Here is a 12,519-nt window from a genome sequence, read left to right on the forward strand (position 1 = left end):
CCGTCATGGGGCACGACGAACCGGGGCGCGACCCGTCCGCCGAGCCCTCGTCCGGCATCCCCGCCTCCGTACTGGACAACGCCTTCGACGACCCGGCGCACGGGGAGCCCGGCCGGGACCGGTTCGCCGTGCACCTCGTCTGGGAGTCGCTGCTCCTCGTCGCCCTCGCCGCCGGGACGTTCCTGCTCTGGCGGGAGCACCCGGACGCGCTGCGCGGGGACGGGCTGCGCTCGCTGCTGCTCGACGCGGTCGTGCTCGGGCTGCTGGCGCTGGCCGCCGGGCTGAGCCTGCGCACCGCCGCGGTCAACCTCGCGGTCGGCCCGGTGGCGGTCGCCGCCGCCCTGCACGTGGCCGAGCAGGGCGACCGGGGCGTCACGGCGGCCGCCGGGCCGGCCCTCGCGGTCGCCGCGCTGGGCGGGCTCGCCCTGGCGCTGGTCGTGGTGGTGCTGCACGTTCCCGGCTGGGCCGCCAGCCTCGCCGGCGCGGCGGGGGTGATCGTGTACGTCGAGCAGCGCTCCGCGCCGGTCCTGCCGCAGGGCGACTACGACCCCGGGCGCGGCGCGCCGCACCTCTTCGCCGGGTTCGCGGCCGTCGCCGTGCTCGGCGGGATGTTCGCGGCGGTGCGGGCCGTACGCCGGCTGGTCGGCCGGTTCCGCCCGGTCGTCGACCCGGCCCGCCGCCGTGGTGTGGTCGCGGCGGTGGTCACCTCGGGCGCGCTCGTCGGCTCCACCGTGCTGGCCGCGCTCGCCGGCATGCTCGCCGCCTCCCGCGGCACCGGGCCGGTCGTTCCCGAGGCCGGGCTGGACTGGACGGTGCTGGCCGTGGGCGTGGCGCTGCTCGCCGGCACCAGCGCGTACGGCCGGCGGGGCGGGGTGTTCGGCACCCTGCTGGCGGTCTGCCTGGTCGCGGTCCTCGTCGAGTACGCGCAGGCGCGGGGCTGGACGGTGAGCCGCTGGGCGTTCGGCGCGGCGGCGTTCGGCGTGGGGCTGCTGGTGACCCGCCTGGTCGAGGCGTACGGCAGGCCGGCGGCCGGGGCGGCGGCGGAGCCGGTCCCGGTCGGGGACGGCCGGATCGGCACGAGCTGGACGGCGTCCCGGCCCGACCCGGTCGGCGACTGGCCGCCGGCCCTGCCGGCGCAGTCCACCGGGAACCCGGTCGACCCGTGGAGCGTGCCGCGGTGGGACGCGGAGCCCCGCCGGTGGGACAACGACGACCGGTGACCCGGCAGGGTCGGACGACCCGGCACGGCGGGTGATCCGGCGCGGTCGGACGACCCGGCGCGGCCGGTGATCCGGCGCGGCCGGTGGCCCGGCCCCTGGCCCCGCACGGCCGGTGATCCGGCGTGGCCCACGACCCCGCACGGCCGGTGACCCGGCCCGGCCCCCGGGCCCCGCACGGCCGGTGTCGGGTGACGGTGCGGTGCCGCGTCCACCCGGCCGGGAGTGATCTCGCCGGTTAGGCTCGGCGGCATGACCGACACACCATCGACCTCCGCGGGCCCCTCGTTCGAGGAACTCGACGCGCTGTCCACTGAGGAGCTGCGGGAGCGCGCCTTCGCGGTCGCCCGGGAGCGCCGCGACGTGGGCTTCTTCTGGTCGGTGCTGCGGCACCTGCCGAACGCGGACGAGGCCGCGGCCCTCGACGGCGCGCCCAACTCGGTCGGGCCGACCATCGACGAGGCCGCCGCGCTGTGGCGGGAGCTGACCGGCCACGGCTACGAGGAGTCCGCGCCGCTGCTGCGGGCAGCCTTCATCGACTACCTGATGAAGCACCCGCGGAAGTGACGGCGGCCGGCGGCCCCGGGCAGGTTTGCCCCCCGCGGTCCGCCGGGAACTGATCGGATCATGGCGCTCTCGAACCCGCCGCGTACCGGCGGCCGCTACGGAACTGCGGCGGGCACGGGAGCGCTCGCCGCGCTCCTGCTGGTCGCCGTCTGCGGCAGCCCGGCGTACGTCGGCTGGGCAGCGGGCACCGACCCCAACTCCGCCGGCGGTTGGTTCCTGCAGTTGCTCTCCTGGCCGGCCTGGCGCTTCGACGGCGACGGGGCGGCCGGCGGGCTGGTGGCCGGGAACCTGCGGGCCGTCCTGCTGGTGATCCTGGCGGTGGTCTTCCTCTACGTACTGCCGGCCTCGCAGGTGGCGCGGGTGCAGGGGTCGGCCAGCCAGTTCTTCTCCGGCTGGGCCGCTTACGTCCTGGCCAGCGGGTTCGCCTCGCTGATCGCCGCCTTCCTCGGCCCCGACCCCGCGCTGCTCGTGGCGCTCCAGTCGGCCGGCGCCGGCGCGACGTACGGCTTTCTGTCCGGCTGGATCATCGGCACGGCCAGCCTCGGCGGGCGCGCCTGACGATCCGCCCCGGCCTCAGAGGCCCGGCCGGCCGAGTTCGAGCAGCCGCGTCCGGCTGAGCACGCCCACCGGCCGCCCCTCGTCGGTCACCACCACCCGGTCCGCGGCCGAGGTCAGCAGCGCCCCCAGCGCGTCGTACGCCGAACCGCCCAGCGGCACCGTCGGCAGGTCGACCACGCCGCTCTCGGGCAACGGTTCGACGGCCGCGGCGGTGAGCGGGGTGACCGCCAGCCGGCGGATGCCCCGGTCGGCGCCGACGAACTCGCGGACGAAGGGCGTGGCCGGCGCGCCGAGCACGGCGGCCGGCGTGTCGTACTGCTCCAGGCGACCGCCCTCGGAGAGCACGGCGATCCGGTCGCCCAGCCGGACCGCCTCGTCGAGGTCGTGGGTGACCAGCACGATCGTCTTGCGCACCTCGGCCTGGAGCCGGAGGAACTCCTCCTGCAGCCGCGTCCGGGCGATCGGGTCGACGGCCGAGAACGGCTCGTCCATCAGCAGCACCACCGGGTCGGCGGCCAGCGCCCGGGCCACCCCGACCCGTTGCCGCTGCCCGCCGGAGAGCTCGTGCGGGTAGCGGCGGCCGAACGTGGCCGGGTCGAGCCCCACCAGCTCCAGCAGCTCGTCGACGCGGCGGCGGCTGCGCTCACGGGGCCAGCCGAGCAGCCGGGGCACGGTGGCGACGTTGGCGCTGACCGTCTGGTGCGGGAAGAGCCCGACGTTCTGGATCACGTAGCCGATCCGGCGGCGCAGCCGGACCGGGTCCACGCGGGTGACGTCCTCGCCGTCGAGCAGGATCCGCCCGCCGGTCGGCTCGATGAGCCGGTTGACCATCCGGAGCACCGTGGACTTGCCGCAGCCCGACGGCCCGATGAGCACCACCAGCTCGCCGGCGGCGATGTCCAGGCTCAGCTCGCGTACGGCCTCGGTGCCGTCGGGATAGCGCTTGTGGATCCCCTCCAGCGCGATCGACGCCGCGCGGGGCTCGTCGTGACCCGTGGTTGCCGGGGTAACGTCCACACATGTCCTTCCGCCTGAGCTACCGGGCCGACCCGGGTAACCCGTGGTTTTCCTGGCAGTACGTGCGGGACAACTCTGACACGATCCTCGCCGCCGTGCGGGAGCACACCTCGCTGACCGTGCGCGCGGTGCTGATCGCCGCCCTGATCGCCCTGCCGCTGGCCGTGGCCGCGTACTGGTTCCGCCCGCTGGCGGGGCCGGTGCTGGCCCTCACCGGGGTGCTCTACACGGTGCCGTCGCTGGCGCTGTTCGCGTTCATCGCGCCCTACCTGGGCATCGGCGCGGTGACGGTGCTCACCGTGGTGGTCCTCTACGCGCTGCTGGTGATCGTCCGCAACGCCGTCGCCGGGCTCAACCAGGTGCCTCCCGAGGTCCGCGAGGCGGCGGAGGGGATGGGGTACGGCCGCTGGGGCCGGCTGTTCCGGGTGGAGCTGCCGCTGGCGCTGCCGGGCATCCTCACCGGGCTGCGGCTGGCCACGGTGTCCACCGTGGCCCTGGTGACCGTGGGCGTCGTGATCGGGCGGGGCGGCCTCGGGCAGTTGATCTTCGCCGGCTTCCAGAACAACTTCTACAAGGCGCAGATCATGACGGGGACGCTGCTCTGCGTCCTGCTCGCGCTGGTGCTCGACCTGGTCCTGGCCGGCGTGGGCCGGCTGCTCACCCCCTGGCTGCGGAGAAGGTCGGCATGAGCGCGACGGCGGCGGTGCGGCGGAGCCGCGTGGTGGCGATCGTGGGGCGGGCCCGGTGAACCCGGTCGAGGCGGCGCTGGTCTGGCTCAACGATCCGCTGAACTGGACCAACCCGGGCGGGATCCTGGACCGGCTCGGCGAGCATCTGTCGATGTCGGCGCTGGCGGTGGCGCTGGGCTGCCTGGTCGCCTGGCCGGTCGGGCTCTGGCTCGGGCACACGGGTCGCGGCGGCGGCCTGGTGGTGCTGGTGTCGAACGTCACGCTCGCCGTGCCGACGTTGGCCCTGCTCACCATCCTGCCGCTGACCTTCCTCGGCTTCGGCCGGCCGTCGGTGGTGGTCGCGCTGGCCGTCTTCGCGGTGCCGCCGCTGCTGGCCAACGCGTACACGGGGGTGCGGCAGGTCGACCCCGAGGCGCGCGACGCGGCCCGCGGGATGGGTTTCTCCGGGTGGCAGCTGCTGCGCCGGGTCGAGCTGCCGCTGGCGGTGCCGTACCTGGCCGCCGGGCTGCGTACGGCCGCGGTGCAGGTGGTGGCGACCGCCGCGCTGGCCTCCTTCGTCAACGGCGGCGGCCTCGGCCAGATCATCCGTGCCGGCTTCGGGCTGGACATCGCCGCCGGCGGCGGTCAGATCCTCGCGGGCGGCGTGCTCGTGGCCGGGCTGGCCGTCCTGGTCGAGCTGGTGCTGGCGCTGGTCGAGCGGCTGGTCACCCCGCGCCCGCTGCGGGCCGACCGCCGTCGGGCCCGGCGGCGGGCGGCGGACGCCCTGGCCGGCGGCTGAGCGCGTCGACCACGGCGCCCGGCCCGGTGGCTGACCGCGTCCGACCCCGGCCCTGCCGGGGCGGAGGACGTCGCGTCGGATGAGCGCCGACGGCGGACGGCTGACCGCGGGTGACGATCCGGTGACAAAGCCCTCCTCGGGTTGTCGGACCCGCGTGGAGGATGTTGGGTGGGAGATCACGGGCGACCGGAATCGGCTTCGCCCCTCGGCCACAGCGGGCGACCGGAGAGCGGATCGCCCGTCGGACACGCGGCCGGCCCGTAGGGCCGCGCCGGGACACGGAAGGCGGGCACTGATGCGCGCACGTACACGCCTGGCGGTCGCTGCGGTGGGAGCCCTCGCCGCGGCGGGGATGCTGACCGGCTGCGGTGACGCCGGCTCCTCCGGCACGGACGCCCCGGAGTCGGCGGCCACGGGGGCCACGGGGGCCGGCTGCGCCCCGGTCGCCGGTGACCAGCTCGTCGTCCTCGACGACGACAAGAAGCTCCAGAACACCGACAACGTCATCCCGGCGGTCAACGCCAAGGCGGCCAACCCGCAGCTGATCGCGGCGCTCGACAAGGTGTCGGCGGTGCTCGACACGCCGAAGCTGATCCAGCTCAACAAGGCCGTCGACGTGGACCGCAAGACGGCGCGGAAGGCGGCCGAGGAGTTCGCCGCGGCCAACGACGTCACCGCCGGCATCGCCAAGGGGCCCGGCGGGCAGATCGTGATCGGCGCGGCCAACTTCACCGAGAACGAGATCCTCGCCGAGCTCTACCGGATCGCGCTGACCGCCGCCGGCTACGAGGCCAAGGTGCAGCAGATCGGCAACCGCGAGCTCTACGAGCCGGCCCTGGAGAAGGGCGACATCCAGGTGGTCCCGGAGTATGCGGCGACCCTGGCCGAGTTCCTCAACACCAAGGCCAACGGCAAGGACGCCGCGCCGGTGTCCTCGCCGGATCTGGACAAGACCGTCGCCGCGCTCAAGGCGGCCGGCGACAAGGCGGGCATCGTCTTCGGCGCGCCGGCCGCGGCGCAGGACCAGAACGCCTTCGCGGTGACCAGGGCGTTCGCCGACAAGTACGGCGTCCGCACGCTTTCCGAACTGGCCGCGAAGTGCTCGGGCCAGGCCACCGTGCTGGCCGGGCCGCCGGAGTGCCCGCAGCGGCCGAAGTGCCAGGCCGGGCTGATCCAGGTCTACAACTTCAAGGCCGGCTCGTTCAGCTCGCTCGACCAGGGCGGCCCGCAGACCAAGAACGCCCTGAAGACCGGCGCCGCGAGCGTGGGCCTGGTGTTCTCCTCGGACGGCGCGCTGGCCACCGGCTGACCTCTCGGACGGCGCTCCGGGCCCCCGGCTGACCTCGGGCCGGTCGCCCGGAGCCCGCCCTGTTCCGGCCAGCCTGGGAACGCTCCAGCCGTTCCCAGGCGCGGGAACTCTCGGTAGGCTGCGGACCCATGCCAGCCCCGGTCGCCCCCGCCGACAAGCGCAATCCGTCGCTACTCACCGTGCTCTTCTGGATCGGAGTCGCGCTGGCGCCGGTGGCGGCGCTGATCCTGCTCGTCGCCGACGGCAACGGTCCGCTGCGCTTCGCCGCGGTGCTCGCCATCCTGGCCGTGGTCCTGATCGGCCTGTCGATCGCGTTGCGCGCCGACGGCGCGCCGCCGGCCCGGACCGAGGAACTGCTGGAGGAGATCGCGCAGCTCCGCCGCGAGCTGCGCGGGGAGATCGTGGCGGCCGCCCAGCGCGGCAACCAGGCGCTCGACCAGGCCCAGCGGGCCCAGGAGGCGGTCGCGGCGCTGCGCCGGCGCCTGGACGCCACCAGCGCCGCGCTGGCCGGGGTCGACGACCAGGCCGGTGCCGGCCCGGCCCGGGCCGCCGCCGAGGACGGGTTCTCCCACCGGGAGCGGGCGCCGGGCCAGGACGAGGTGGCGCCCCACTGGGGGCGGGCCGACCGGGACGACGAGGAGCCCGCCCGCCGGCCCCAGCCCGTGCCGCGCGCCGATCGGCCGGCGGCCGCCCAGGCCGGCGGGTACGGCGGGGACCGGCCGGCCGCCGGGGCGCCGAGCGCGGACCGCCCCGCCGGCGGCTCGGCAGGCGTGTACGGGGCGGCCCGCCCGGCGGAGCCCGAGGGCCAGTCCGCCGCCCGCCCGCTGGGCGTGGTGCGGCACACCGAGACGGTGCACGTCACCACCCGGCACACCATCGTGGACGGTGCCGCGTCCGTGCCCGGCGACCCCGGCACGCGCTACGGGACCGGGTACGCGGGACGCTGGTCGCCGGCGCCGGAGGAACGGTCGTGGGCCGGCGGTTCGGACGAGCGTCCCGGCACCGGCCAGGCGGACGACCGGTCGTGGGCGGACCACGGCGACCCGGACGACCGGCCCCGCCGCGACGACGATCCCTCGTGGGCGGCGCCCGGCGCGCCCCGGGACGACCGGGACTGGTCGCGCGACGGGCGCGAGTGGTCCGGCCAGGGCGACGACCGCGGGTGGTCGGAGCGGCGGAACGGGGGCGGCCAGCGGCCGGGGCACGGGCAGCAGTGGGACGCCAGGAGCCGGGACGGCGTGGGCGCATCGGCGGCCTGGGCCCGACCGGCCGAGCAGCCCGGGCCGGGCCGTGGGCACCAGCCCGACGAGGCGGGGCCGGAGGGCGGTGAGTACTGGTCGGAGCTGCGCGCCGGCGACCGGTGGGCGGCCGTGCGGGACGACGACCGGGGCCGGGAACTGCGGGTCGGGGAGCGGCGTGCCGAGATGCACGCGGACGCCACCGGCACCGAGTACCGCGTCGCGGACCGGTGGGCGACGGTCCGCCGGGACGAGCCGCGCCGGGGCCGGGCGGACGACGGTTGGCGGGGCGGCTGGGCGGAGCCCGAGGCGGCGCCGGCCCTGCCGGCCGGCGGGGTGCCGGTGCCCGAGGAGTGGCGTCCGCCGCGCCAGCGGGGCCAGCAGCCCGAGCCGCACCGCGTCCACCAGCCGGAGCCCGAGCCGCAGCGGTACGGCCGCCGGCAGGAGGAGCGCTACGGCTATCCGCCGCAGGACGACGTGCCCCGCGCGGGCGGCGCCCGCTCAGCCGACCGCTGGCGCTGACCGACCCGACCCGGCGAGCGGCCGACCCGCGACAGGGGGTCGGCCGTCGGACCAGGGCGGCCGACCCGCGACCAGGGCCTGCCGCTCAGGCCGCCCGACCGACGACCAGCGCCCCGGGGGCCGGGTCACTTGTCGATGTCGCCGACCACGAAGAACATCGAGCCCAGGATGGCGATCAGATCCGACACCAGGCAGCCGGGGAGCAGGGTGGCCAGCGCCTGCACGTTCGCGTACGACGCGGTGCGCAGCTTGAGCCGCCAGGGTGTCTTCTCGCCCCGCGAGACCAGGTAGTAGCCGTTGATGCCGAGCGGGTTCTCGGTCCAGGCGTAGGTGTGTCCCTCGGGCGCCTTGAGCACCTTCGGCAGCCGGGTGTTGACCGGCCCGGTGAGCCGGTCCACCCGGTCCAGGCACTGCTCGGCGAGGTCGAGCGAGGCGTACACCTGGTCGAGCAGCACCTCGAAGCGGGCGTGGCAGTCCCCGGTGGAGCGGGTCACCACCGGCACGTCGAGCTGGTCGTAGGCCAGGTAGGGCTCGTCGCGGCGCAGGTCCAGGTCGAGGCCGGAGGCGCGGGCGACCGGACCGGACGCGCCGAACGCGGCGGCGTCCGCCGCGGAGAGCACCCCGACGCCGACCGTGCGGGCCAGGAAGATCTCGTTGCGCCGGATCAGGTTGTCCAGGTCCGGCATCCGCCGGCGTACCTCGGCGATGGCGGCCCGCGCCCGGCCGGTCCAGCCGGACGGCACCTCCTCCTTGAGCCCGCCGACCCGGTTGAACATGTAGTGGATCCGGCCGCCGGAGACCTCCTCCATGACGGCCTGGATGGTCTCCCGCTCGCGGAAGGCGTAGAACACCGGCGTGATCGCGCCGATCTCCAGCGGATAGGAGCCGAGGAACATCAGGTGGTTGAGCACCCGGTTCAGCTCGGCCAGCGCCATCCGCAGCCAGGTGGCGCGCTCCGGCACCTCCATGCCCATCAGCCGCTCCACGGCGAGCACCACGCCCAGCTCGTTGGAGAACGCCGAGAGCCAGTCGTGCCGGTTCGCCAGCACGATGATCTGCCGGTAGTCGCGGACCTCGAACAGCTTCTCCGCGCCCCGGTGCATGTAGCCGACGATCGGCTCGCAGGCCACCACCCGCTCGCCGTCGAGCACGAGCTTCAGCCGGAGCACGCCGTGGGTGGAGGGGTGCTGCGGCCCGATGTTGAGCACCATGTCGGTGCCGAGCTGCTCCCCGCCGGCCCCGGTGCCGACGGTCAGCTCGCGGAGGTCGCCGGCGTCCGTGGTCATGACCGTCATCGTGCCATGAACCGCTCGGGGTCGACGCCGACCGGTTGCCGCAGCCACCAGTGCCCGCCGAGCCCGGCCGGGTCGGTCAGCTCCGCCACCGCCGACGCGGCGGCGAGCGCCCGCACGTACCCGGCCGGGTCTCCGGCGGCCAGGCTCAGCGGCGGTCGCCCGCCGTCGGCCCCGAGCGCCCGCAGCGCCTCCCGCTGCGACCCCAGGTCGTACGCGCACCGGGCGACCCGCTCACCGGCGGAGGCGACCGAGTCGACGGCGACGTGCGCGGTGACGTCGCGGCTCCCGTCCGGCACCGGCGGCACCTGCCGCCCGCCCCGGTACCCGGTCAGGCTCCCGTCGACCGGCCGGTCGTCCCTCAGGTGCCCGTAGTCCACGGCCAACGCCAGCCCCCGGTCGACGTGGCCCACGGCGTCCGCCCACGCCTCGTCTCGGGTCCGGCCGATCTCTGCTCTGGCTGCTGTGGGGGGTTCCGGGCGGCCCGACCCGCTCCGGGCGGTCAGGATCGGTCCCTCCGCGGGTCGGGCCGCCCGAACCCCCGACCCGGTCGGGCCGATCCCGTCCGCGCCCGCACCCGGTGCCGGCCACCAGCGGGCCAGCCAGTCCGCGTCGGCGGGGTCGACCGGGTCACCGACGGTCTCGGCGCCGGTGGCCGGGTCGACCAGCAGGTAGCGCCAGCCTTCGGCGGTGTGCACCGCCACGTCGAGCGGCACGTTGTCCAGCCACTCGGTGGCCACCAGCAGTCCGGTGATGCCGTCGGGGATCTCGTCGAGCCAGTCGATCCCGTCGGGCAGGTCGGCGGGCCGGGGCGCCTTCTCGACGGCGGTGAGGCGTACCCGATGGGCGAGCGCGACCGGCGCGGGCGGGACGGGACCGGCGGACGACGGGCCGGACGGGGCCGGGGGCCGGGCGGCGGCCGGGGGAGTCGGGGTTGCCGGGGAGCCCGTCCGCGGAGGGATCAAACCTGACCGCCCGGAGCGGGCGGGCTCCCCGGCGACCCCCACCGCGGCGGAGAGCGCGCGCAGCAACTCACCCCGACCCGCTCCCACGTCCACCACGTCCAGCCGGGCCGGGTGGCCGAGCGCGGCGTCGACCTGCTCGACGAGCCGCAGCATCGCGGCGGCGAAGGCGGGGGACGCGTGCACGCTGGTGCGGAAGTGACCGGCCGGGCCGGGGCCGGAGACGAAGAACCCGCCGGGCCCGTAGAGCGCCCGGTCCATGGCGTCCCGCCAGGGCAGCAGGTCCCCCGGCCGGGCATCGTCGACCACGACCCGCTCCGTCACAGGCGGCACTGTAGCCGCGACCGGCCGCCCGTGCCGCCGGAGCGCCCCGGCGCACCGGCCGGTGAACGTTTTCACAGACCCTTGTTCCGGCTCCGTGACCCCGGCGCATACTTGCGATCGACCGGTACCCCCTTCCGAGGACTGGATCGTTGCCATGAGCGCACCGCTGCGCCCGCGCGCGGCCGCCCCGCGTGCGGCTGACGTACCGTCGAGCGGCGCCGCATCCGGCGCCCCGCTCTCCTTCCCCCGTACCCTGACCGTCGGTGTCGTCGGTGCCGGCCGGGTCGGTGCCGTGCTGGGCGCCGCGCTCGCCGCCGCCGGCCACCGGGTGGTCGCCACCACGGACGGCTCCGGCGCCTCGCGCGCCCGGACGGCGCTGCTGCTGCCCCGGGTGTCCCGCCGCTCCGCCGCCGACGTCGCCCGCGCGGCCACCGACCTGCTGCTGGTCGCCGTGCCGGACGACGCGCTCGCCGGGGTGGTCGCCGGCCTGGCCGACGGCGGCGCGCTGCGCCCCGGCCAGGTGGTCGCCCACGTCTCGGGCGCGCACGGGCTGGCCGTGCTCGCCCCCGCCGTCGCGGCGGGCGCCCGCCCGCTCGCCCTGCACCCCGCGATGACCTTCACCGGTACGCCGGACGACCTGGCCCGACTGGCCGGCATCTCGTACGGGGTGACGGCTCCGGCGGAGCTGCGCCCCCTGGCCGCCCGGCTGGTCGCCGACCTCGGCGGCGTGCCGGAGTGGATCGGCGAGGCGGACCGGCCGCTCTACCACGCGGCTCTGGCGCACGGCGCCAACCACCTGGTGACCCTGGTCAACGAGGCGGCCGACCGGCTGCGCGACGCCGGGGTGGCGCAGCCGGAGAAGGTGCTCGCCCCGCTGCTGCGGGCCGCCCTGGAGAACGCCCTGCGCCTGGGCGACGACGCGCTGACCGGCCCGGTGTCCCGGGGCGACGCGGGCACGGTGGAGCGCCACCTGGCCCGGCTCGCCGCGACCGCGCCCGAGTCGGTCGCGCCCTACCTGGCCCTGGCCCGCCGTACGGCCGACCGGGCCATCGCCGCGGGCCGGTTGCGGCCGGTCGACGCGGAGTCGCTGCTCGGCGTGCTGGCCGGGATCCGACGGGAGGTGGCGGCGTGACCGGGCCGACGGTGGACGGAGGGGGACAGGTGACGGAACTGGTGCACACCCGCGAGGAGTTGGCCGCGGCGCGCGACGGGCTCAAGGGCACCGTCGGCGTCGTGATGACCATGGGCGCGCTGCACTCGGGGCACGAGACGCTGCTGCGGGCGGCCCGGGAGCGGGCCGACCACGTGCTCGTCACGATCTTCGTCAACCCGCTCCAGTTCGGGCCGAACGAGGACTTCGACCGCTATCCGCGCACCCTCGACGCCGACCTGGAGATCTGCCGTCGGGCCGGCGCGGACGTGGTCTTCGCCCCGTCGGTGGCCGACATGTACCCGGACGGCCAGCCCCGGGTGCGGGTGAACCCGGGCCCGCTGGGGGAGGACCTGGAGGGGCAGAGCCGCCCCGGGTTCTTCCACGGGGTGCTGACGGTGGTGCTGAAGCTGCTCCAGCTCACCCGCCCCGACCTGACGTTCTTCGGCGAGAAGGACTACCAGCAGCTCACCCTCGTGCGGCGGATGGCCAGGGACCTCGACGTGCCGGTCGAGGTGGTCGGCGTGCCCACCGTGCGGGAGCCGGACGGGCTGGCCCTGTCCAGCCGCAACCGCTACCTCTCCCCGGTCGAGCGGGAGGCCGCGCTGAGCCTGTCCGCGGCGCTGCGGGCCGGCGCCGAGGCCGCCGACGCGGGCGCTGACGCGGGGGCCGTGCTCGCCGCCGCGCACGCCGCCTTCGGTGCCGGTACGCCGGGCGCGCGGCTCGACTACCTGGTGCTCACCGACCCCGACCTGGAGCCGGGGCCGGTGTCCGGCCCGGCGCGGCTGCTCGTCGCCGCCTGGGTGGGCGGCACCCGGCTGATCGACAACGCGGCGATCCGGCTCGCCCCCCGCTCCTGACCCGCCCCCCACCACGTTCCCGCGAAAGGGCACCCC

Annotated in this window: 12 protein-coding genes; 9 read left to right on the top strand and 3 right to left on the bottom strand. The window is 76.4% G+C overall.

Translation table 11 applies throughout. The features are described 5' to 3' along the window. The first annotated feature begins 5 nt into the window (after positions 1-5). From GA0070606_RS17910 to GA0070606_RS17920, 3 genes are all read left to right on the top strand, one after another. Positions 6-1,220, top strand: coding sequence for an ABC transporter permease (locus GA0070606_RS17910; RefSeq protein WP_091101491.1), 1,215 nt, complete (start codon positions 6-8; stop codon positions 1,218-1,220). A 249-nt stretch (positions 1,221-1,469) separates the two neighbouring features. Then, positions 1,470-1,784, top strand: a complete 315-nt coding sequence (locus tag GA0070606_RS17915; RefSeq protein ID WP_091101494.1) for a hypothetical protein — start codon at positions 1,470-1,472, stop codon at positions 1,782-1,784. A 60-nt stretch (positions 1,785-1,844) separates the two neighbouring features. Further along, the gene (locus GA0070606_RS17920; protein WP_091101498.1) at positions 1,845-2,342 is read left to right on the top strand and encodes a hypothetical protein; all 498 of its coding nucleotides are present in this window, start codon (positions 1,845-1,847) and stop codon (positions 2,340-2,342) included. Positions 2,343-2,357: 15 nt separating this feature from the next. On the opposite strand, the gene GA0070606_RS17925 is transcribed toward GA0070606_RS17920, so the two are convergent. Continuing rightward, the gene (locus tag GA0070606_RS17925) at positions 2,358-3,359 is read right to left on the bottom strand and encodes an ABC transporter ATP-binding protein (RefSeq protein ID WP_091101501.1); all 1,002 of its coding nucleotides are present in this window, start codon (positions 3,357-3,359) and stop codon (positions 2,358-2,360) included. Between the two features lie 2 nt (positions 3,360-3,361). On the opposite strand from GA0070606_RS17925, the gene GA0070606_RS17930 reads away from it, so the two are divergent. The 4 genes from GA0070606_RS17930 (at position 3,362) to GA0070606_RS17945 (ending at position 7,895) form a co-directional block, all read left to right on the top strand. Beyond that, the gene (locus GA0070606_RS17930; RefSeq protein WP_091101504.1) at positions 3,362-4,048 is read left to right on the top strand and encodes an ABC transporter permease; all 687 of its coding nucleotides are present in this window, start codon (positions 3,362-3,364) and stop codon (positions 4,046-4,048) included. Positions 4,049-4,103: 55 nt separating this feature from the next. Then, complete coding sequence (locus GA0070606_RS17935; protein WP_091101508.1) at positions 4,104-4,826, top strand: ABC transporter permease; 723 nt, start codon at positions 4,104-4,106, stop codon at positions 4,824-4,826. A 295-nt stretch (positions 4,827-5,121) separates the two neighbouring features. Next, positions 5,122-6,135 (top strand): glycine betaine ABC transporter substrate-binding protein, encoded by a 1,014-nt coding sequence (locus tag GA0070606_RS17940; protein WP_091101512.1) that lies wholly within the window; start codon positions 5,122-5,124, stop codon positions 6,133-6,135. A gap of 128 nt (positions 6,136-6,263) precedes the next feature. Next, a complete protein-coding gene (locus tag GA0070606_RS17945) occupies positions 6,264-7,895 on the top strand; it encodes a hypothetical protein (RefSeq protein ID WP_091101515.1) in 1,632 nt (543 codons plus the stop codon). A gap of 125 nt (positions 7,896-8,020) precedes the next feature. Here the strand turns inward: GA0070606_RS17945 and GA0070606_RS17950 are convergent, their stop codons facing one another. After that, positions 8,021-9,190: an NADH-quinone oxidoreductase subunit D gene (locus tag GA0070606_RS17950; protein WP_176737354.1), complete on the bottom strand. Its 1,170-nt coding sequence runs from the start codon at positions 9,188-9,190 to the stop codon at positions 8,021-8,023. Further along, entirely contained in the window at positions 9,187-10,410 is a 1,224-nt protein-coding gene (locus GA0070606_RS17955) for an SAM-dependent methyltransferase (protein ID WP_245724964.1), read from the bottom strand. Before GA0070606_RS17955 ends, GA0070606_RS17950 begins: the two co-directional genes overlap by 4 nt. Positions 10,411-10,627: 217 nt before the next feature. On the opposite strand from GA0070606_RS17955, the gene GA0070606_RS17960 reads away from it, so the two are divergent. Both GA0070606_RS17960 and panC read left to right on the top strand, forming a co-directional pair. Beyond that, positions 10,628-11,605, top strand: a complete 978-nt coding sequence (locus GA0070606_RS17960; RefSeq protein WP_091101520.1) for a Rossmann-like and DUF2520 domain-containing protein — start codon at positions 10,628-10,630, stop codon at positions 11,603-11,605. 29 nt (positions 11,606-11,634) lie between these two features. Then, positions 11,635-12,483 carry a pantoate--beta-alanine ligase gene (gene panC / locus GA0070606_RS17965; protein ID WP_091101523.1) on the top strand — a complete coding sequence of 283 codons (849 nt, stop codon included), beginning with the start codon at positions 11,635-11,637 and terminating at the stop codon, positions 12,481-12,483. Positions 12,484-12,519 lie beyond the last annotated feature (36 nt).

This window comes from Micromonospora citrea (genome assembly GCF_900090315.1).
GTDB lineage: Bacteria > Actinomycetota > Actinomycetes > Mycobacteriales > Micromonosporaceae > Micromonospora > Micromonospora citrea.

Coding starts and splice junctions, on each gene's coding strand:
- GA0070606_RS17955 (WP_245724964.1), bottom strand. CDS start 10,410: ATGGACCGGGCGCTCTACGGGCCCGGCGGGTTCTTCGTCTCCGGCCCC.
- GA0070606_RS17940 (WP_091101512.1), top strand. CDS start 5,122: ATGCGCGCACGTACACGCCTGGCGGTCGCTGCGGTGGGAGCCCTCGCC.
- GA0070606_RS17910 (WP_091101491.1), top strand. CDS start 6: ATGGGGCACGACGAACCGGGGCGCGACCCGTCCGCCGAGCCCTCGTCC.
- GA0070606_RS17950 (WP_176737354.1), bottom strand. CDS start 9,190: ATGACGGTCATGACCACGGACGCCGGCGACCTCCGCGAGCTGACCGTC.
- GA0070606_RS17930 (WP_091101504.1), top strand. CDS start 3,362: ATGTCCTTCCGCCTGAGCTACCGGGCCGACCCGGGTAACCCGTGGTTT.
- GA0070606_RS17915 (WP_091101494.1), top strand. CDS start 1,470: ATGACCGACACACCATCGACCTCCGCGGGCCCCTCGTTCGAGGAACTC.
- GA0070606_RS17945 (WP_091101515.1), top strand. CDS start 6,264: ATGCCAGCCCCGGTCGCCCCCGCCGACAAGCGCAATCCGTCGCTACTC.
- GA0070606_RS17960 (WP_091101520.1), top strand. CDS start 10,628: ATGAGCGCACCGCTGCGCCCGCGCGCGGCCGCCCCGCGTGCGGCTGAC.
- GA0070606_RS17920 (WP_091101498.1), top strand. CDS start 1,845: ATGGCGCTCTCGAACCCGCCGCGTACCGGCGGCCGCTACGGAACTGCG.